At 60.5% G+C, this 20,320-nt stretch carries 16 protein-coding genes; 6 read left to right on the top strand and 10 right to left on the bottom strand.

Features of this window, described 5'->3' with window-relative positions; all coding sequences use genetic code 11:
- Positions 1–2: 2 nt before the first annotated feature.
- From ASE98_RS04330 to ASE98_RS04340, 3 genes are all read right to left on the bottom strand, one after another.
- A complete protein-coding gene (locus tag ASE98_RS04330) occupies positions 3–1,247 on the bottom strand; it encodes a lipoprotein-releasing ABC transporter permease subunit (RefSeq protein ID WP_060540133.1) in 1,245 nt (414 codons plus the stop codon).
- Between the two features lie 65 nt (positions 1,248–1,312).
- Positions 1,313–1,996, bottom strand: a complete 684-nt coding sequence (lolD, locus tag ASE98_RS04335) for a lipoprotein-releasing ABC transporter ATP-binding protein LolD (protein WP_177336945.1) — start codon at positions 1,994–1,996, stop codon at positions 1,313–1,315.
- Between the two features lie 7 nt (positions 1,997–2,003).
- Complete coding sequence (locus ASE98_RS04340) at positions 2,004–3,254, bottom strand: lipoprotein-releasing ABC transporter permease subunit (RefSeq protein ID WP_060540135.1); 1,251 nt, start codon at positions 3,252–3,254, stop codon at positions 2,004–2,006.
- A gap of 94 nt (positions 3,255–3,348) precedes the next feature.
- Between ASE98_RS04340 and ASE98_RS04345 the strand changes: the two genes are divergently transcribed.
- Positions 3,349–3,930, top strand: a complete 582-nt coding sequence (locus tag ASE98_RS04345; RefSeq protein WP_060540136.1) for a PilZ domain-containing protein — start codon at positions 3,349–3,351, stop codon at positions 3,928–3,930.
- A gap of 14 nt (positions 3,931–3,944) precedes the next feature.
- Positions 3,945–4,667 carry a glycerophosphodiester phosphodiesterase gene (locus ASE98_RS04350; RefSeq protein ID WP_060540137.1) on the top strand — a complete coding sequence of 241 codons (723 nt, stop codon included), beginning with the start codon at positions 3,945–3,947 and terminating at the stop codon, positions 4,665–4,667.
- Between the two features lie 42 nt (positions 4,668–4,709).
- Here the strand turns inward: ASE98_RS04350 and sthA are convergent, their stop codons facing one another.
- The 4 genes from sthA to ASE98_RS04370 all read right to left on the bottom strand — a co-directional run bounded on the left by sthA (position 4,710) and on the right by ASE98_RS04370 (position 9,611).
- A complete protein-coding gene (sthA, locus tag ASE98_RS04355) occupies positions 4,710–6,104 on the bottom strand; it encodes a Si-specific NAD(P)(+) transhydrogenase (RefSeq protein ID WP_060540138.1) in 1,395 nt (464 codons plus the stop codon).
- Between the two features lie 207 nt (positions 6,105–6,311).
- Complete coding sequence (locus ASE98_RS04360; RefSeq protein ID WP_060540139.1) at positions 6,312–7,313, bottom strand: FAD:protein FMN transferase; 1,002 nt, start codon at positions 7,311–7,313, stop codon at positions 6,312–6,314.
- 156 nt (positions 7,314–7,469) lie between these two features.
- Complete coding sequence (locus tag ASE98_RS04365; protein WP_060540140.1) at positions 7,470–7,988, bottom strand: hypothetical protein; 519 nt, start codon at positions 7,986–7,988, stop codon at positions 7,470–7,472.
- 159 nt (positions 7,989–8,147) lie between these two features.
- Complete coding sequence (locus ASE98_RS04370; RefSeq protein ID WP_060540141.1) at positions 8,148–9,611, bottom strand: glyceraldehyde-3-phosphate dehydrogenase; 1,464 nt, start codon at positions 9,609–9,611, stop codon at positions 8,148–8,150.
- A gap of 363 nt (positions 9,612–9,974) precedes the next feature.
- On the opposite strand from ASE98_RS04370, the gene mfd reads away from it, so the two are divergent.
- From mfd to ASE98_RS04385, 3 genes are read left to right on the top strand one after another with little or no spacing between them, the layout of a single operon-like run.
- Positions 9,975–13,424, top strand: a complete 3,450-nt coding sequence (gene mfd / locus ASE98_RS04375) for a transcription-repair coupling factor (RefSeq protein WP_060540142.1) — start codon at positions 9,975–9,977, stop codon at positions 13,422–13,424.
- A gap of 10 nt (positions 13,425–13,434) precedes the next feature.
- Entirely contained in the window at positions 13,435–14,001 is a 567-nt protein-coding gene (locus ASE98_RS04380; protein WP_060540143.1) for a CsiV family protein, read from the top strand.
- An 11-nt stretch (positions 14,002–14,012) separates the two neighbouring features.
- Complete coding sequence (locus tag ASE98_RS04385; RefSeq protein ID WP_060540144.1) at positions 14,013–16,706, top strand: DEAD/DEAH box helicase; 2,694 nt, start codon at positions 14,013–14,015, stop codon at positions 16,704–16,706.
- Between the two features lie 140 nt (positions 16,707–16,846).
- On the opposite strand, the gene ASE98_RS04390 is transcribed toward ASE98_RS04385, so the two are convergent.
- From ASE98_RS04390 to ASE98_RS04400, 3 genes are all read right to left on the bottom strand, one after another.
- Entirely contained in the window at positions 16,847–17,584 is a 738-nt protein-coding gene (locus ASE98_RS04390) for an S-methyl-5'-thioinosine phosphorylase (RefSeq protein ID WP_060540145.1), read from the bottom strand.
- Between the two features lie 12 nt (positions 17,585–17,596).
- Positions 17,597–18,595, bottom strand: coding sequence for a beta-N-acetylhexosaminidase (gene nagZ / locus ASE98_RS04395; protein WP_177336947.1), 999 nt, complete (start codon positions 18,593–18,595; stop codon positions 17,597–17,599).
- 170 nt (positions 18,596–18,765) lie between these two features.
- The gene (locus tag ASE98_RS04400; RefSeq protein WP_060540147.1) at positions 18,766–19,473 is read right to left on the bottom strand and encodes a TetR/AcrR family transcriptional regulator; all 708 of its coding nucleotides are present in this window, start codon (positions 19,471–19,473) and stop codon (positions 18,766–18,768) included.
- Positions 19,474–19,701: 228 nt separating this feature from the next.
- On the opposite strand from ASE98_RS04400, the gene lexA reads away from it, so the two are divergent.
- A complete protein-coding gene (lexA, locus tag ASE98_RS04405; RefSeq protein ID WP_007974043.1) occupies positions 19,702–20,310 on the top strand; it encodes a transcriptional repressor LexA in 609 nt (202 codons plus the stop codon).
- Positions 20,311–20,320: the final 10 nt, after the last annotated feature.

Consider the following 20,320-nt stretch of genomic DNA (forward strand, 5'->3'; position numbering starts at 1 on the left):
GCTTACGAATAGCGCAACGCATGAGCCGGTTCGATCTTCGCCGCGCGCCAGGCCGGGTACACCGTCGCCAGGAAGCTGAGGACGAAACCCGCCGAGCAGATCAGCGCCACGTCCGCCCCTTGCAGCTCGGACGGCAGGTTGCTGACGAAGTACACATCTGAACTGAAGATGTGCTGCCCGCTGACCCGTTCGATCCAGCCCACCAGCGCGCTGACGTTCAGCGCCGCAATCACACCGAGCACGCCACCGATCAAGGTGCCGACAATGCCGATCACCGTGCCCTGCACCATGAAGATAGCCATGATCTGCCGTGGCGTAGCGCCGATGGTGCGCAGGATCGCGATGTCCGCGCCCTTGTCGTTCACCACCATGATCAGGGTGGCGATGATATTGAACGCCGCCACCGCGACAATCATCAGCAACAACAGGCCGATCATGGTCTTTTCCATCTTCATCGCACTGAACAGGCTGCCCTGGGTGTGGGTCCAGTCGTCAGCCTTGTAGGCGGCGCCCAGGCCCGTGGCGATATCGCTCGACACTTGCGGCGCAGCGTACAGATCCTTCACCGCCAGACGCACGCTCTGCACCTGATTCGGCTCCCAGCGCTGCATCTGCGCGGCATCGGCCATGTGGATCAAGGCCATCGAGCCATCAAGCTCGGCGCCGACCTTGAACACACCGACCACGTTCAAACGCTGCATGCGCGGGGTAATGCCCCCCGGTGCAGTGCTGACTTCCGGCACGATCAGGGTGATTTTGTCACCAACATTCAAGCGGAAGCGACGCGCCGTGATCTCACCGATCACCACGCCGAACTCGCCCGGTTTCAGGGCATCGAGACGCCCCTGGACAATGTGTTGGGCGACGATCGACACCTGGCCTTCCAGCGCCGGATCGATGCCGCTGACCTGGATCGGCTGCATCGTGCCCTTGTAGGAGAGCATGCCTTCCATTTCGGTGAACGGCACGGCCGCCGTCACTTGCGGATTTTTCATCGCGGCCGCCGCAACGGGCTGCCAGTCACTGATCGGGTTGACGCCGACGATGGTCGCGTGCGGCACCATGCCGAGGATGCGCGAGCTCATTTCGCGCTGGAAGCCGTTCATCACCGACAACACCACGATCATCGCCAGCACGCCGAGGGCGAGGCCGATCATCGAGGTCATCGAGATGAAGGAAACAAAGCGATTGCGGCGCTTGGCGCGGGTATAGCGCGTGCCGATAAAGATCGATAACGGTCTGAACATTCGCTGGGGCACCGTATAAAAATAAAAGACCCGGCGCACATTCCAGCACGCCGGGTTACAGCCAATCAGATGGGCGTGAGGCAACCTTCCTGCAAGTGCAGGACGCGATCCATCTGGCGGGCCAGGTTCATGTCGTGGGTCACCACCAGAAACGCCGTGCGCATCGAGGTGCTGAGCTCCAGCATCAAGTCCTGAATGCCCTGGGCGGTGTGGGAGTCGAGGTTGCCGGTCGGCTCGTCGAGCATCACCAGGCCCGGCTTGTTCACCAGGGCACGGGCAATGGCCACGCGCTGACGTTCACCACCGGACAATTCGGCCGGCTTGTGCTCCAGGCGATGGCCCAGCCCTACCCGCTCCAGCAATGCCGTGGCCCGTTGACGCGCCTCCGGGATCGCGGTCTTGCCGATCAGCAGCGGCATGCAGACGTTTTCCAGGGCGGTGAATTCCGGCAGCAAGTGGTGGAACTGGTAGACGAAACCGAGTGAACGGTTGCGCAACAGGCCGCGATTTTTCTCGCTGAGGGCGGAAAGTTCTTCACCATCGAGCCAGACGCTGCCCTGGGTCGGCGTATCGAGACCGCCCAACAGGTTGAGCAAGGTACTTTTGCCCGAACCCGAGGTGCCGACGATCGCCACGCGCTCCCCCGGGTGCAACTCCAGTTGCAGGCCGGCCAACACTTGCACCGACTCCGGGCCCTCCTCGTAGGATTTGCCCAGGTTGCGGCAGCTCAAGATTGCTTTTTCACTCATGCGTGACTCACTCATAACGTAGCGCCTGCGCAGGCTGGGTGCGCGCGGCACGCCAGGCTGGATACAGGGTGGCGAGGAAACTCAGGACCAGCGCGGCGCCGCAGACCATCAAGACGTCCTGGCTCTGCACCTGCGACGGCAGGTAATCGATGAAGTACACGTCGGCGTTGAGGAATTTATGCCCGATCAGGCCTTCCAGCGCCGAGATCGCGGCGCTGACGTTCAGCGCGGCGAAGATTCCGACCACGGCACCAATGGCCGTACCGACCACGCCGATGACCGTGCCCTGGACCATGAACGTGCGCATGATCGTGCCCGGCGTGGCGCCCAGGGTGCGCAGGATCGCGATGTCGCCTTTCTTGTCGTTCACCACCATCACCAGCGTGGAAATGATGTTGAACGCAGCGACGGCGACGATCAGCAGCAACAGCAGGCCTATCATGGCTTTTTCCATGCGGATCGCCTGATACAGGTTGCCGTGGGTGCGGGTCCAGTCACGGGCGTAGTAGCGATCTTCACCGAGTTCCCGGGCGATGCTCCACGCGGTACGCGGGGCCTGGAACAGGTCATCGAACTTCAGGCGCAGGCCTTGCACCTGGTCCGGCTTCCAGCGATGCAGCCGCGCCAGGTCCTGAAGGTTGGTAACGCCCAGGTAGCCGTCGATCTCGCCGGCGCCGACATGGAAGATGCCAACCACGGTAAAGCGCTTCATGCGCGGGAACATCCCGGCCGGGGTCACGGTGACTTCCGGGGCGACAAAGGTCAGCTTGTCGCCGATGGCCGCACCGAGCTTGGCGGCGGCCTTGTCGCCGATGACGATGCCGAATTCGCCCGGGACCAAGTCGTCGAGTTTGCCCTGCAGCATGAAGCGGTCGATGATCGACACCTGGCGCTCCAGCGCCGGATCGATGGCGTTGAGCAGGACTTTCGAGACCTTGCCGTTGTTGGTCAGCAAGCCCTGCATCTGGGTGAACGGCGCAACGGCCGTCACCTGCGGGTTCTGCTTGACCTTGGCGGCCAGGCTCTGCCAGTCATTGACCGGCTCGCCGGACTCGATGGTCGCGTGGGGCACCATGCCCAGCACACGGGTGCGCATCTCATGATCGAAGCCGTTCATGACCGACAAGACCACGATCATCACGACCACGCCAAGGGCGAGCCCGATCATCGAAGTCAGGGAAATGAACGACACGAAGTGATTGCGACGCTTTGCACGGGTGTAACGCGTGCCGATAAATACGAAGAGAGGTCTGAACATGTCGGGGCTTGTTCGGAGGGAAAAGGAACGTCCTTGTGGCGGGGGTCGAAAACCAGCTTTACACTCAGACCACCGCCGCTACCATGGGTTCGCCATGTCGACATTAGATGAAGAAGATCGCCGCGAATACTACCGTATCGAGGACACGATCGCACTGGAAATTCGGCCCCTGTCCGCTCTCGAAGCCGCAGGACAGGAAGTGTTGCAGGATGCTTCCCCGCTCTTCAACCTGCTCAGCGAACTGCACCTGAGCGAATTCGAGTCGCAACACCTGTTGCGCCAGATCAGCGAACGCGACCGCAACACCGCGGCGTTCCTCAAATCCCAGAATAAACGCATCGACTTGCTCAGCCAGGTGATCGCCATCACCGTGCTCGGCCAGATCGGCGAACCGCAGCCTGTCGTCATCTCCGAGGGCGGTATCGAATTTCAACATCCAACACCTATCGACACCGGCGCTCACCTGTCGGTCAAACTGGTATTGATGCCCCAAGCCCTGGGTTTGTTGCTGCGGGCTCGCGTTACCCATTGCGACCGCAAGGGCGATGGTTATGACGTCGGCACCGAGTTCGAACACCTGACCGATGCCCAGCGCCAACTGCTGGCACGCCACATCTTGCACAAGCAGGCCCAGGAACGACGCCTGGCCCGCGAACACAACGAATCAGGCATTTAACTTAAGGAACAACCGTGACCCTCATCTACGGCCATCGCGGCGCCAAGGGCGAAGCACCGGAAAACACCCTGACCAGTTTTCAGGAGTGCCTCAAGCACGGCGTGCGCCGTTGCGAACTGGACCTGCACCTGTCCAGGGACGGCGAACTGATGGTCATCCATGACCCGACCCTCAAGCGCACCACCGACCGACGCGGCAAGGTCGCCGAGCACCCGGCGGCTGACCTGGTCACTTACGACGCGCGCAAGGGCGGCCCGGGCTGGATCAAGCCCTGCCCGATTCCAACCCTGGAAGAACTGTTCGAGAAGTGCGACTTCGACCACTGGCAACTGGAAGTCAAAAGCGCGTCACGCACTCGCGCAGCGACCACCGTGCTGGCGATTCGCGAAATGGCGCAACGCCACGGCGTGATGGACAAGGTGACCATCACCTCGAGTTCGCGGGAAGTGTTGAAAGCGGCGCTGGACCTGGTGCCGGACGTTTCACGAGGGCTGGTGGCCGAATACGCCTGGCTCGACCCGCTGAAGGTCGCGCAAAGCTACGGCTGTGAAATTCTGGCGTTGAACTGGACCCTGTGCACGCCGGAACGCCTGCAGAAGGCGCAGCGTCAGGGGCTGCATGTGTCGGTGTGGACCGTCAACGAGCCTGCGCTGATGCGCAGACTCGCCGACTTCGGCGTTGACAGCCTGATTACAGACTTTCCCGGTTTGGCCAGCGCCACGCTCGAGAATTGCTGAAATCGGTCTCCCCGGCCGGCTCAGGCCACCGGCCGGAGCCCGTCAAAAAAGCCGGTTGAGGCCGTCGTACGCGGCGACCCGATAGGCTTCGGCCATGGTCGGGTAGTTGAACGTGGTGTTGACGAAGTACTTCAACGTGTTCAGTTCGCCCGGCTGGTTCATGATCGCCTGACCGATGTGCACGATCTCCGACGCCTGATAACCGAAGCAGTGAACGCCCAGCACTTCAAGGGTTTCCCGGTGGAACAGGATCTTCAGCATGCCCTGAGGCTCGCCGGCGATCTGCGCACGCGCCATGCTCTTGAAGAACGCCTTGCCCACTTCATACGGCACTTTGGCCTGGGTCAGTTCCTGCTCGTTCTTGCCGATCGAGCTGATCTCCGGAATGGTGTAGATCCCGGTCGGCACATCGTTGACGAAACGCCAGCTGCCGTTATCGACGATGCTGCCAGCGGCGGAACGCCCCTGGTCATGGGCGGCACTGGCCAGGCTCGGCCAGCCGATCACATCGCCGGCACCGTAGATGTTCGGCACGCAGGTGCGGTAGGCCTCATCGACTTCGATCTGACCACGACTGTTGACCTTGACGCCGATGTTCTCCAGTCCCAACTGATCGGTGTTGCCGGTACGACCGTTGCACCAGAGCAAGGCATCGGCCTTGATCTTCTTGCCGGACTTCAGATGCAGGATCACACCGTTGTCCACGCCTTCGACGCGGTCGTACTCTTCGTTGTGGCGAACGGTGATGTTGTTGTTGCTGAAGTGGTAGCTCAGGGCCTGGGAAATTTCCGAGTCGAGGAAGCTCAGCAACTGACCACGGTTGTCCACCAACTCGACCAGCACACCCAGGCCACTGAAGATCGAGGCATATTCACATCCGATCACGCCGGCGCCGTAAACGATGAGTTTGCGCGGGGTGTGACCGAGGCTGAGGATGGTGTCGCTATCGTAGATACGCGGATGGTGGAAATCGATGTCGGCCGGGCGATACGGGCGCGAACCGGTGGCGATGATGATGTGCTTGGCGACTAGTTTTTCCACCACGCCATTGGCGCAGACCACTTCGATGGTTTGCTCGTCGGCGAAGCTGCCGGTGCCGAAGAACACGTCGACGCGGTTGCGGGCGTAATAGCCGGTGCGCGAAGCAACTTGCTTGGAGATGACTTTCTCGGCGCTTTTCAGAACGTCCGGAAACGAGAACCAGCGCGGCTCACCAATGGCCCGGAACATCGGATTGGTGTTGAACTGCATGATCTGCCGCACCGAGTGACGCAGTGCCTTGGACGGGATGGTGCCCAAGTGAGTGCAGTTGCCGCCGACCTGCCGACGGCTGTCGACCATCGCGACCTTGCGTCCCGCCTTGGCGGCATTCATTGCCGCGCCTTCCCCCGCCGGGCCGGAACCCAACACCACCACGTCGTAGTTGTAGACAGCCATGCGTACTCCTCAGAACAGGCCGCGGCGCCCTCGGCACCTGCGGCTAAATCACGCCGATCTGCGGCGTGAAGGAACAATTTGGGGTCAGTGCAGAACCCGGACACAGTCTATAGAAGCGTCAACGCCGGGCACATTAACCCTTGGTCGCGTCGTAGGCTAGTTTTGCCTGCACTACAACGCCAGATTTCAATGCCCTAATCGCCGCGATTACTCGGTTTTTTCGCCACTCATGCGGGCAAAAGCGTGACTGCTGCGCGTGACGAAACCTGTATCGGCACGAATGACAAAGAATGCACCGATATCATGTTTTTCAGCGTAGTCCCAGCCTCGCTCCGGGCCGAGGATCAGCAACAGCGTCGATAAGCCATCGGCCATCAGGGCTGAAGGATGAATCACCGTGACCGAGGCAAGGGTATGTGAGACCGGCGCCCCGGTGCGCGCATCGAAGGTGTGGGAAAAACGCCGGCCGTCCTGTTCGAAATAATTACGGTAGTCGCCAGATGTTGACAGTCCGAAACCGTCGACAGCAATGATGCGCTCCACCACTTGCCGGTCATCCCGTGGTTCTTCCAGGGCGATGCGCCACGGCGCACCATCGGGCTTGCGACCGGACGCCTTGAGCTCTCCGGTGACTTCAACGAGGTAATCGTGGATGCCGGACTGATCAAGTTTTGCGGCAATGGTGTCGACGGCGTAACCGGCAGCGACGCTGTTGAAGTCGACTTCGACGGCAGCGTCCTTGCACAGCTGGTCACCCTCGATACGCAGATGGGCATGACCGACCCGCTGCCGCACCTCGGCCAGCGCTTGCGCACCTGGGACTTTTTCCTCGCGAGCTTGCGGGCCGAACCCCCAGAGGTTTAGCAGCGGTTCCACGGTCAAATCGAAGGAACCTTCGCTTTGCCGGGACAACTGCTCGCCGACGCGGACCAGTTCGAGAATCGGTGCGGGCATGGCCTGACAGTGGTTCGCGGGCAAGGCGTTGAAGCGTTCTATGTCGGAGTCACTGCGGTAAGTCGACATTTGGCGGTCGACCTCAGAAAGGATCTTCTCGACTTCGGCGCGGACGTTTTCCGGGGCAGGAAGACCAGCGTGACGGACGTACTTGATCGAATACGTACTGCCCATGGTCGGGCCGCTGATGCTCTCCATAGAGTCGCCGCTGCCGCAGCCAGACAAGGCAACGCACAACACCAGCAACGAACCCATGCACCCACTAGACAAATCCACCCCCTGACGCCCCACCACAAAGTCGCCCCTATTATGCGGTACAACTGTAGGAGCGAGCATGCTCGCGAAGGACATCAGGGCGCCACGCTTACCCAGCCAATCCTCATAATCGTTAGCGTAGTCCATTACCAAAACCTAAAAATCATCCCCCAGCATGATAACGACGCCATAGTGAAAGGGTCTGTCAGCCATTGCTCGAGTAATATGGGATGCACATTTAAGCGGACTCTTTCCGGTCGACTTTATGCCATGGGTTCGTTGAGGAATTGTTTGCGGCGTAAATGCAAAAGGATCAAATTCTTTTGCCACTTTAAGGCTCGTGGAAAACTCGAATGCCTCGTTCGCGCCTTGATAAGAAAAACTGTGTTTTGCCTGCGTTGAAAGTTTTCCCCTGGCAAACGCTGGAATCTCCTCGCGCAGCACAAACGAAAGGTAGTCCCAGGGCCTAATGACATACTTTTCATCAAGCCCATTGACGTCCCAACTGGCAGCGGTGAGTCTGAAGGTCTCTGCGGTAGAGTTGCAAATATAGAACATGACGTGACTGTGTGAAGTCACCTGCATTACCTTCTTCCATACTCCCTCCTCTTCTTCCGTTGCCTGATCGATAGCTGTTTGAAAATCTCCGCTATTGTTATCGCCCGTATCGTCCATGATATTTTCTCTGGGGTTATTGGTTTACCTGAAAATAATACACCCTCGACTTTCAAGACATAGTGCATGTGTAATGACTTATTGCGCATGCGTCGATGCGGGGCGCACAAACAAAAACGCCCCGACCAAAGTCGGGGCGTTTTCATGTACTGCTAGTGCTTAGCGCGGGAACGCTGGCGGGTTTACACCGGCCATGTCTTCCATCACGCGAACGACCTGGCAGCTGTAGCCAAACTCGTTGTCGTACCACACGTACAGAACAACGCGGTTGTCCTGGGTGATGGTCGCTTCTGCGTCCACCACGCCTGCGTGGCGCGAGCCAACGAAGTCGGTGGAAACCACTTCCTGGGAATTGACGTAGTCGATCTGCTTGTGCAGATCCGAGTGCATGGCCATCTGGCGCAGGTACTCGTTGATCTCTTCGCGGGTGGTGGCTTTCTCAAGGTTCAGGTTGAGAATGGCCATCGACACGTTTGGCGTCGGAACGCGGATCGCGTTACCGGTCAGCTTGCCCTTGAGCACTGGCAGTGCCTTGGCGGCTGCGGTGGCGGCACCGGTCTCGGTGATAACCATGTTCAGCGGCGCGGCGCGGCCACGACGGCTGCCCTTGTGGAAGTTGTCGATCAGGTTCTGGTCGTTGGTGAACGAGTGAACGGTTTCGACGTGGCCGTTGACGATGCCGAACTTGTCATTCACAGCTTTCAGCACCGGCACAATGGCGTTGGTGGTGCAGGAGGCCGCCGAGATGATCTTGTCGTCAGGGCTGATGTCGCCATGGTTGATGCCGTGAACGATGTTCTTCAGCGCGCCCTTGCCAGGTGCGGTGAGGATCACGCGGGCAGCGCCCGGGCAGTTCAGGTGCTGGCCCAGACCGTCGGCGTCACGCCATACACCGGTATTGTCGACGATCAGAGCGTTTTCGATGCCGTACTGGGTGTAGTCGACTTCGGCCGGGCTCTTGGCGTAGATAACCTGGATCAGGTTGCCGTTGGCAGTGATGGTGTTGTTGGCTTCATCAATGGTGATGGTGCCATCGAACGGACCGTGTACGGAGTCACGACGCAGCAGGCTTGCACGCTTGACCAGATCGTTTTCGGCGCCCTTGCGGACAACGATGGCGCGCAGACGCAGGCCGTCGCCACCACCGGTTTTCTCGATCAGGATGCGCGCCAGCAGACGGCCGATACGACCGAAGCCGTACAGGACAACGTCGGTGCCTTTGCGGGCGCAAGCGTTCTGCTGGCCAACCACGTCAGCCAGTTCTTCACGGACGAACTGCTCGGCAGTACGGCCATTGGCTTCGGCCTTGAATTTGGCTGCCAGCTTGCCCAGGTCTACCGAAGCAGAGCCCAGTTTGAGCTCGCTCATCGCCTTGAGCAGCGGGAATGTTTCGTGGACGGACAGCTCACTGTCGTCGGACTGACGGTGACGAGCAAAGCGGTGAGCTTTGAGAATCGCAATGACTGAACGGTTGATCAGGCTGCGGCCATAGATCGAGCTCACCACGTTGTTATTGCGGTAGAGCTGACCGATAAGCGGAATCATCGCTTCTGCGAGTGCTTCACGGTCGATCCATTCACCAAGACACTGGTCGGGCTTCTGAGTCACGGGAACCTTCCACATGTAGGGGCAGAAAAAAGGGGCTACATTATGCCGCCGAGTGACGCGTGTAGCAATGCGCGCCTGTCGTGCGATCCGTAACATTTTCCCGTCCAAAAAATTTTCGCAGCGCTAAGGCCCAATAAAACCGGGGCTTTCAGAAGAGTCAATTTTTTGGAGGCGCTGCTACCTTGTCCGTAACCCTCCGTAACACCCATTGGTTTTATCACTACATAATCGGTTTTTATTGTTAAAAAACCGGGTTTATTTGTCTTTACCACTACATTTCGCCAAACCTGTGGATTAGACACAGTCTGCAACTGACAGGCGGCACTCCGGGCCGCTACAATTACCGACTTTGTCGCAACGCTTGGAGCTCAACCTTCCGTGCCCGTTCTGCGTCTACCGCTTCTCCCTGCCGCGGCAGGTAAACAGCACTGGGGCAACCTGCCCGGTGCCGCCCTGAGCCTGGCCATTGCCGAGGCCGCCAGCGCTGCCAAGCGCTTTACCCTGCTGCTGACCGCCGACAGCCAAAGTGCCGAACGGCTGGAACAGGAGCTGAGTTTCTTCGCCCCGGATTTGCCCGTGCTGCATTTCCCCGACTGGGAAACCCTGCCCTACGATCTGTTCTCACCGCACCAGGACATCATCTCCCAGCGCATCGCCAGCCTTTACCGGCTGCCGGAGCTTGCGCACGGCGTGCTGGTGGTGCCGATCACCACTGCATTGCACCGCCTGGCGCCGACCAAATTCCTGCTCGGCAGCAGCCTGGTACTGGATGTCGGCCAGAAGCTCGATGTCGAACAGATGCGTACCCGCCTCGAGGCCACCGGCTATCGCTATGTCGATACGGTGTACGAGCATGGCGAGTTCACCGTTCGCGGCTCGCTGATCGACCTGTTCCCGATGGGCAGCAAGCTGCCCTACCGGATCGACCTGTTCGACGACGAAATCGAAACCCTGCGCACCTTCGACCCGGAGAACCAGCGCTCCATCGACAAGGTCGATTCGGTCAAGCTGTTGCCGGCGCGGGAATTCCCGCTGCAAAAAGATGCGGTCACCCGCTTCAAGGCACGCTTTCGCGAGCGTTTCGATGTCGATTTCCGTCGCTGCCCGATATTTCAGGACCTGAGCAGCGGAATCACCCCGGCCGGTATCGAGTACTACCTGCCGCTGTTCTTCGACGAAACCTCGACGCTGTTTGATTACCTGCCCCAGGACACCCAGGTGTTCTCCTTGCCGGGCATCGAACAGGCGGCGGAAAATTTCTGGAACGACGTGCGCAATCGCTACGAAGAGCGTCGCGTCGACCCGTCCCGTCCTTTATTGCCACCGGACGAACTGTTCCTGCCGGTAGAGGATTGCTTCGCCCGCCTGAAAAGCTGGCCGCGAGTGGTCGCCAGCCAGCAGGATGTCGAACCCGGTGTTGGCCGCGAGCGCTTCCCGGCCCGGTCGCTGCCGGACCTGGCCATCGAAGCCAAGGCCACCCAGCCGATGGCGGCGCTGGCTGGTTTCCTCGACCAATTCCCTGGGCGCGTACTGTTCACCGCCGAGTCTGCGGGCCGGCGCGAAGTGCTGCTGGAGCTGCTGGAACGCTTGAAGCTGCGACCGAAAACCGTCGATAGCTGGCCTGACTTTGTCGCCGGCAAAGAGCGCCTGGCGATCACCATCGCACCGCTCGATGAAGGCCTGCTACTGGACGATCCGGGCCTGGCCCTGGTCGCCGAAAGCCCATTGTTCGGCCAACGGGTGATGCAGCGTCGGCGTCGCGAAAAACGTGCCGACGCCAACAACGATGCGGTCATCAAGAACCTTACCGAGCTGCGCGAAGGCGCGCCGGTGGTACACATTGATCACGGCGTAGGCCGCTACCTCGGATTGGCGACGCTGGAAATCGACGATCAGGCCGCTGAGTTCCTGACCCTGCAATACGCCGAAGGCGCCAAGCTCTACGTGCCGGTCGCCAACCTGCACCTGATCGCCCGGTATACCGGCAGTGACGACGCCTTGGCTCCATTGCACCGTCTCGGCTCGGAAACCTGGCAGAAAGCCAAACGCAAAGCCGCCGAACAGGTGCGCGACGTGGCTGCCGAATTGCTCGATATCTATGCCCGTCGCGCCGCCCGCGAAGGTTACGCCTTTGCCGACCCGAAAGCCGACTACGCCACCTTCAGCGCCGGCTTCCCGTTCGAGGAAACACCGGACCAGCAAACCACCATCGAAGCCGTTCGCGAAGACATGCTCGCACCGAAACCGATGGACCGCCTGGTGTGCGGTGACGTCGGCTTCGGCAAGACCGAAGTGGCCATGCGCGCGGCGTTCATCGCCGTGCATGGCGGCCGGCAAGTGGCGATCCTGGTGCCGACCACCCTGCTCGCCCAGCAACACTACAACAGCTTCCGCGACCGCTTCGCCGACTGGCCAGTGACCGTGGAAGTGATGAGTCGCTTCAAGTCGGCCAAGGAAGTCAACGCCGCGGTCGCCGACCTCGCCGAAGGCAAGATCGACATCGTCATTGGCACGCACAAGTTGCTGTCCGACGATGTAAAAATCAAAAACCTGGGGCTGGTGATCATCGACGAAGAGCACCGCTTCGGTGTCCGCCAGAAAGAACAGCTCAAGGCCCTGCGCAGCGAAGTCGACATCCTCACCCTGACTGCCACGCCGATTCCGCGCACGCTGAACATGGCGGTGTCGGGCATGCGCGACCTGTCGATCATCGCCACACCGCCGGCCCGGCGCCTGTCGGTACGCACCTTCGTCATGGAGCAGAACAAAAGCACGGTCAAGGAAGCCCTGCTGCGCGAGCTGCTGCGCGGCGGCCAGGTCTACTACCTGCACAACGATGTGAAGACCATCGAGAAATGCGCCGCCGACCTCGCCGAACTGGTGCCGGAGGCACGGATCGGCATCGGTCACGGGCAGATGCGCGAACGCGAACTCGAACAGGTGATGAGCGACTTCTACCACAAGCGTTTCAACGTGCTGATCGCCTCGACCATCATCGAGACCGGCATCGACGTGCCGAGCGCCAACACCATCATCATCGAGCGCGCCGACAAGTTCGGCCTGGCACAATTGCACCAGCTGCGCGGCCGGGTCGGACGCAGCCACCACCAGGCCTATGCCTATCTGCTGACGCCGCCGCGCCAGCAAATCACCCCGGATGCGGAAAAGCGTCTGGAAGCGATCGCCAACACCCAGGACCTCGGTGCTGGCTTCGTGCTCGCCACCAACGACTTGGAAATCCGCGGCGCCGGCGAGCTGCTCGGCGATGGCCAGAGCGGGCAGATTCAGGCGGTCGGCTTTACCCTGTACATGGAGATGCTCGAGCGCGCGGTGAAGTCGATCCGCAAGGGCGAACAACCGAACCTCGATCAACCGTTGGGGGGCGGCCCGGAGGTCAACCTGCGTGTTCCGGCGCTGATTCCCGAGGACTACCTGCCGGATGTTCACGCCCGTCTGATTCTCTACAAGCGCATTGCCTCGGCCACCGACGAGGAAGGGCTCAAGGATCTGCAGGTGGAAATGATCGACCGCTTCGGCCTGCTGCCGGAGCCGACCAAGAACCTGATGCGCATCACTGCGTTGAAATTGCAGGCCGAGCTATTGGGTATCAAGAAGGTCGATGGCGGTCCGCAAGGCGGTCGCGTCGAATTCGCGGCGCAAACCCCGGTCGACCCGCTGACCCTGATCAAACTGATCCAGAGCCAGCCAAAACGCTACAAATTCGAAGGGGCCACGGTATTTAAGTTCATGGTTCCAATGGAGCGCCCGGAAGAGCGCTTTAATACTGTAGAGGCGCTGTTCGAGCGCCTCGTTCCGAAAACTGCTTGAAGGACGCCACATGCGCCTGTTTCGTTCACTGACCCTGTTGATGACCCTGGTCACCCCAACGGCATTTGCCGATGACCTGTATCAGGTCGAAATGATTCTGGTACGGCAAAACGCCGTGCCGGCCATTGTCAGCCGCGCCGCGCCAGAGGACTGGGCCGCCGGTGCCAAGCTGATCGGCGCTGACAGCCTGCGCACGCCGAGCCTCAACGGCGAGGTGGAAAAACTCACCGCCAGCAACGACTACACGGTGCTGCTGCACAAGGCCTGGCAACAGAACCTCGGTGAAAACGCCAGCAAAGTCGCGATCAGCGACGGTCAGGAACAATACGGTCAATTCCCGATCGAGGGCACGCTGAGCCTGAAACTGGGACGCTTCACCGACGTCGATGCAGACTTCTGGGTCAATCAGATCGACACCAATGGCATGGTGACTGCCAGCGAGCGCCTGAAACAGGAAAGCCACACCAAGAACGGCCAGCTGAACTTCCTCGATAACGGCCACCTGGGCCTGCTGATCAAGATCACCTCGCTGACCGCGCCTGCACCCCGGCCAGCCCCCGATGAAATTCCGGACTGATTGACGTCCTTATGTCCGCAACCCTGAGCAAACCCCTGGCACCTTCCTGGGTCAGCCGATTCAAGGAACAGAGCCTGGAGCGTGGCCGCCGCTACGCACTGGAGAACCGCGTCAGGATTGTTGAGGCGGGCGACGCCACTATCATCGCCGCCTGCGAAGGCTCTGGCAGTAACGTTTACCGCCAGACCATTCGCCTGCGCGAATCGGCCAAGGGCACCTTGCTGATGGTCGACGCCACCTGCAGCTGCCCCGTGCACAGTAACTGCAAACATTGCGCGGCGGTTCTGCTGCAAGTGCAGGAAACCCTCGATTTCCCGGCCGCCGCCAAAGATGCCAACCTGTTGGAAAAACTTCAGGCCGTACTGGAGAACCGCGGCCCGAAAGCGCCGCCGCAAGTGCTGGTGGACAACGTGCAACCAGTGCCGCGCCTATGGCTGGCAAGCATCGAATTCAGCGCCTTCGAGCCACGCAATGGCAGGATGCAGCGCTATATACAGCATCGCGCGGCGCTGTCCTTCAGTTACCTGGACGAGTACGTTTCAGGCCAGAAAAACACTGACATCCTGATTCGCCAGGAGACACAGACGCTGCGGATCAAACGTCATCCTGATGTCGAACAGTCCTACCGGGAGCAATTGAGAATCCTCGGTTTCAGGATCGCCACCCGGCAAAGCAAAGCGCTTCCTGAAAGCGCCGGCGAATTGTTCGAGATGGTCAACGACAGCGCCTGGCTGACCTTCACCCTCAATGAACTGCCGAAGCTGCGCGACCACGGCTGGGAACTGCTGATCGACGACGACTTCGGCTTCGACCTGACCGCCGTGGACGACTGGTACGCCACCGTCGACCAGGCTCCGGAACGCGACTGGTTCGACCTGGAACTGGGGATCATCGTCAACGGCGAGCGCCTGAGCCTGCTGCCGATCCTGCTCAACCTGATGCGTTCGCACACCGAAATCCTCAACCCGGAACGCCTGGCCCGACGCCGCGATGACGAACTGATTCTGGTGAACATCCCCAATCGCCCGAATTCCGAGCACGGGCCGCTGCAAGTCGCCCTGCCCTTTGGCCGCCTGAAGCCGGTACTGGCGACCCTCGGCGAGTTTTATCTGCAGGAACCCGGCGAGACCACCCTGCGCCTGAGCAAGGCCGATGCCATACGCCTCAATCCCCTCGAGGACATGCCATTACTGTGGGAAGGCGGCGAACAGATTCGCACCTTTGCCCAGCGCCTGCGCGACATCAAGGACTACACCGCCGCCGCCCCGCAAGGTTTGAATGCGACCCTTCGCCCCTACCAGCTCGAAGGCTTGAGCTGGATGCAGTCGCTGCGTCAGCTTGAGGTGGGCGGGATTCTCGCGGATGACATGGGCCTGGGTAAAACCCTGCAAACCCTGGCGCATATTCTTAGCGAAAAAATCGCCGGGCGCCTGGACCGGCCGTGCATGGTGGTGATGCCCACCAGCCTGATTCCCAACTGGCTCGACGAAGCAGCGCATTTCACACCACAGCTCAAAGTGCTGGCGCTGTACGGCGCCAGCCGCAAGAAGCATTTTGACAAGCTGGCCGAGTACGACCTGATCCTCACCACCTATGCACTGCTGCCCAAGGATGTCGAACGCCTGGCCGCGCAGCCGTTGCACGTACTGGTGCTGGATGAGGCGCAGTACATCAAGAACCCCAACAGCAAGGCGGCGCAGGCAGCCCGCCAATTGAGTGCGCGGCAGCGCCTGTGCCTGAGCGGCACACCGCTGGAAAACCACCTGGGCGAACTGTGGTCGCTGTTCCACTTCCTGTTGCCCGGCTGGCTGGGTGACGTCAAAAGCTTCAACCGCGACTACCGCGTTCCAATTGAGAAACGCGCCAGCGAAGTACGCCTGCAACACCTCAACGGCCGGATCAAACCATTCCTGCTGCGCCGCACCAAGGAACAGGTTGCCACTGAACTGCCGCCGAAAACCGAGATCGTTCACTGGGTCGAGCTCAACGAAGCCCAGCGCGACGTGTATGAAACCATGCGCCTGGCCATGGACAAGAAAGTCCGCGACGAGATCACCCGCAAAGGTGTCGCACGCAGTCAGATCATCATTCTCGAAGCGCTGCTCAAGCTACGCCAGGTGTGCTGCGATTTGCGCCTGGCCAATGACGCGCCTCTGCCCAGCCGTGGCAGCACGTCAGGCAAACTCGACAGCCTGATGGAAATGCTCGAAGAGCTGTTCGAGGAAGGACGGCGCATCCTGCTGTTTTCGCAGTTCACCTCAATGTTGTCGCTGATCGAAGACGAATTGAAGAAACGCGGGGTCGCCTACGCGCTGCTGACCGGCCAGACCCGCGACCGACGTGCGCCGGTGAAGGATTTCCAGAGCGGCAAGCGTCAGATCTTTCTGATCAGCCTGAAGGCCGGTGGTGTTGGCCTGAACCTGACCGAAGCGGACACGGTGATTCATTACGACCCCTGGTGGAACCCGGCGACAGAGAACCAGGCGACCGACCGCGCGTACCGGATCGGCCAGGAGAAGCCGGTGTTCGTCTACAAGCTGATTGCCCGAGGCACAGTGGAAGAGAAGATTCAGCACCTGCAGAAAGAAAAATCCGACCTGGCGGCCGGCGTGCTCGATGGGCGCAAGACCGGGGATTGGAAACTGCAGAGCGATGACATCGAAGCGCTGTTTGCGCCGTTGCCGGACAAGCTCGAGAAGCGCTGAAATACACGACGCCCGTTAGATCGAATTCGCGAGCAAGCCCGCTCCCACAGTGACCGCGTCGAACACTAATATTTTGAACGACACTGAACCTGTGGGAGCGGGCTTGCTCGCGAAGGGGTCAACACGGTACCAAGGCTGGCTCAGCCCCTGAGAACCCGCGCCAATGTCGACTTCACCTTGCCCATCCCATCATGCAACGCCTGCTCGATCTCGGCCATGGTGATTACCGCCGTCGACTTGCCCGCCGCCGGGTTCACCACCAGTGCCAGACAGGCGTAATCCAGCTCCAGCTCACGGGCCAGCGCCGCTTCCGGCATGCCGGTCATGCCAACGATGTCGCAGCCATCACGCTCTAGCCGGGCGATTTCAGCGACGGTTTCCAGCCTTGGCCCCTGGGTGCAGGCATACACGCCGTGGCTGCTGTAGCCAACGCCTTCTGCAGCCAGCGCCGCGATCAATTGCTGACGCAGCGGTTCGCTGTAGGGGTAGCTGAAATCGATGTGGGTGACCTGCTCCAGATCATCGGCGAAGTACGTGTGCTGGCGACCGCTGGTGTAGTCGATCAACTGATGCGGCACGCAGAAATGCCCGGTGCCCATGGCGGCATGAATACCGCCCACGGCATTGACCGCAAGCACCGCGTCGGCCCCGGCCTGTTTCAGCGCCCAGAGGTTGGCGCGATAATTCACCTGATGTGGCGGCAAACGATGGGGATGGCCGTGACGGGCGAGGAACAGCACTTCCCTGCCGGCATATTCGCCGATCTGCACTTCAGCAGAAGGCGCACCGTAAGGCGTATCCACCGCCAATGACTGACGAATGCTCAGGCCTTCGAGCTGAGTCAGGCCGGTGCCACCAATAATCGCGTAAACCGTCATAACGAACAGTCCTTAATCTATCAATTGAGCTTCTTTGAGCGCACCGACGGCTGCCAGCCAGCGCGGGTCCTGACGGTATTCGGTGCTGGCGAACGAACGGCCGCGCATCCGCGCAATGCGCCCGGATGGTTTGACCTTCAGACGCTGGGCCGCGCTCAGGGCGAGCTCCGCCGCCGCGCGATCATTGCACACCAGGCCCATGTCGCAACCAGCGGTCAGTGCCGCCTCGATGCGACTGGCAGCATCACCGACCACGTGCGCACCGGCCATGGACAGGTCGTCGCTGAAAATCACCCCGTCAAATTGCAGCTCACCGCGCAGGATGTCCTGCAGCCAGCGCCGGGAGAAACCGGCAGGCTGGGAGTCGACTTGCGGATAGATCACATGAGCCGGCATGACCGCGGCCAACTGCTTGCTCAACCGGGCGAACGGCACCAGGTCGTTGGCACGAATCTCTTCCAGGCTGCGCTCGTCGTTCGGGATCGCGACGTGGGAATCCGCCTCGGCCCAACCGTGACCGGGGAAGTGCTTGCCAGTGGCCGCCATGCCGGCGCTGTTCATGCCGCGAATGAATGCACCCGCCAACAATGCCGCGCGCTCAGGGTCACCCTCGAACGACCGGGTGCCAACCACGGCGCTGCGCTGATAGTCGAGGTCCAGCACCGGAGCGAAACTCAGGTCCAGGCCAACGGCCAGCACTTCGGTGGCCATGATCCAGCCACATTGCTCGGCCAGGTATTCGGCATTCGGGTTATCGGCAATCGCACGCATGGCCGGCAACCGCACAAAGCCCTGGCGCAGACGCTGCACCCGGCCACCCTCCTGATCCACCGCCAGCAGCAGATCGGGACGAATGGCACGGATTGCCGCACTCAATTCACGCACCTGGCGTGGATGCTCGATGTTGCGCGCGAAAATAATCAGGCCGCCCACCTCGGGCTGGCGCAACAATTGGCGATCTTCGGCCGTCAGCCAGGTACCGGCGACGTCCACCATCAACGAGCCTTGCAGGCCAGCAGTCATAGCAATTCCTTGGTTACGAGGAACCCCGCCCGCGCGAATTCGCCGCCATGGGCAATGCCCGGCAGGTCGGCGATATCAATGGGGGAAGGATTCAAAACGAGAGTCGGCATGGGCGGCTAGCTTAACGGATGTCAGCTGCCGCGCCCACCCGTGCGCGGTCAAACCTTGGCGGCAACCGTCGAGGACTTGCTGCGCGGACGCAACTGCGCAGTAGCCATGGCCGTATCAGTCACCCCGGTTTCGGCGCGCATGCCGGCGGCCAGGAACGGCACCATCAGGCGCATTACCTGCTCTATCGAAGTGTTCACACCAAAGTCGGTCTCGGCAATCGCCCGCAAGGCCTTGATCCCGGACATGCTGAACGCCGCCGCACCCAGCATGAAGTGCACACGCCAGAACAGTTCGATCGGCGGGATCCGCGGCGCCGCTTCATTGACCAGCATCATGTAGCGGCGAAATACCTTGCCGTACATATCTTCCAGGTAACGCCGCAAATGCCCCTGGCTCTGACTAAAGGCCAGGCCCAGAAGGCGCATGAAAATAGATAGATCGTTGCCGCTGCGTGGCTGCACCACCAGGGCCTGCTCGACGAGGATCTCCAGCAGTTCTTCGAGTGTCGGCTTGATTTCGGGCTTGGCCTGGCGCCGCTCCAGCTCTTTATCGAGGCTGATGCAAAACGGTCCGAGGAAACGCGAGAAGACGGCCTGGATCAGGGCCTTCTTGGAGCCGAAGTGATAGTTCACCGCTGCCAGGTTGACCCCGGCCTTGCTGGTGATCAGACGCAATGAGGTTTCGGCGAAACCTTTTTCCGCGAACAACTGCTCGGCAGCATCGAGAATGCGTTCAACGGTTTCCGACTGGGCCATGGCTACTCCGCCTGACAAACACTTGTTTGAAACATACGTTTCAAACCCCGCCTTGTCAAGCATGGCCACGCGTTTCGCCGCGTGCGTCCCTACATTTAACCATAGATCAGTAAAGCTTCCATCCGTACGTTGACACACCGTCCGGCGCCCTGTGAAAAAAGGAGCATTGCCAAGATCGCGCCACTGTATATAATCCCAGTCACTGTATAAAAAAACAGAGCGATCAATATGCTAAAGCTGACGCCACGCCAAGCCGAAATTCTGGCCTTCATCAAACGCTGCCTGGAAGACAACGGCTATCCGCCCACTCGCGCGGAAATCGCTCAGGAACTGGGGTTCAAGTCACCCAATGCCGCGGAAGAACACCTCAAGGCACTGGCCCGCAAGGGTGCAATCGAGATGACCCCCGGCGCGTCCCGCGGCATTCGCATCCCCGGCTTCGAAGCCAAGGCGGACGACTCCACCCTGCCGATCATTGGCCGGGTTGCAGCAGGCGCCCCGATTCTTGCGCAGCAGCACATCGAAGAGTCGTGCAACATCAATCCTGCGTTCTTCCATCCACGCGCGGACTACCTGCTTCGCGTCCACGGCATGAGCATGAAGGATGTCGGCATTTTCGACGGCGACCTGCTGGCGGTACATACCACCCGCGAGGCCCGTAACGGCCAGATCGTGGTTGCCCGGATCGGCGACGAAGTCACCGTCAAGCGCTTCAAGCGTGACGGCAGCAAAGTCTGGCTGATCGCCGAGAATCCCGAGTTCGCCCCGATCGAAGTGAACCTTCAGGACCAGGAACTGGTGATCGAAGGCTTGAGTGTCGGCGTGATACGCCGCTAAAGGAGGCATC

Source organism: Pseudomonas sp. Leaf48 (assembly GCF_001421885.1).
In the GTDB taxonomy this organism is placed as follows: Bacteria; Pseudomonadota; Gammaproteobacteria; order Pseudomonadales; family Pseudomonadaceae; genus Aquipseudomonas.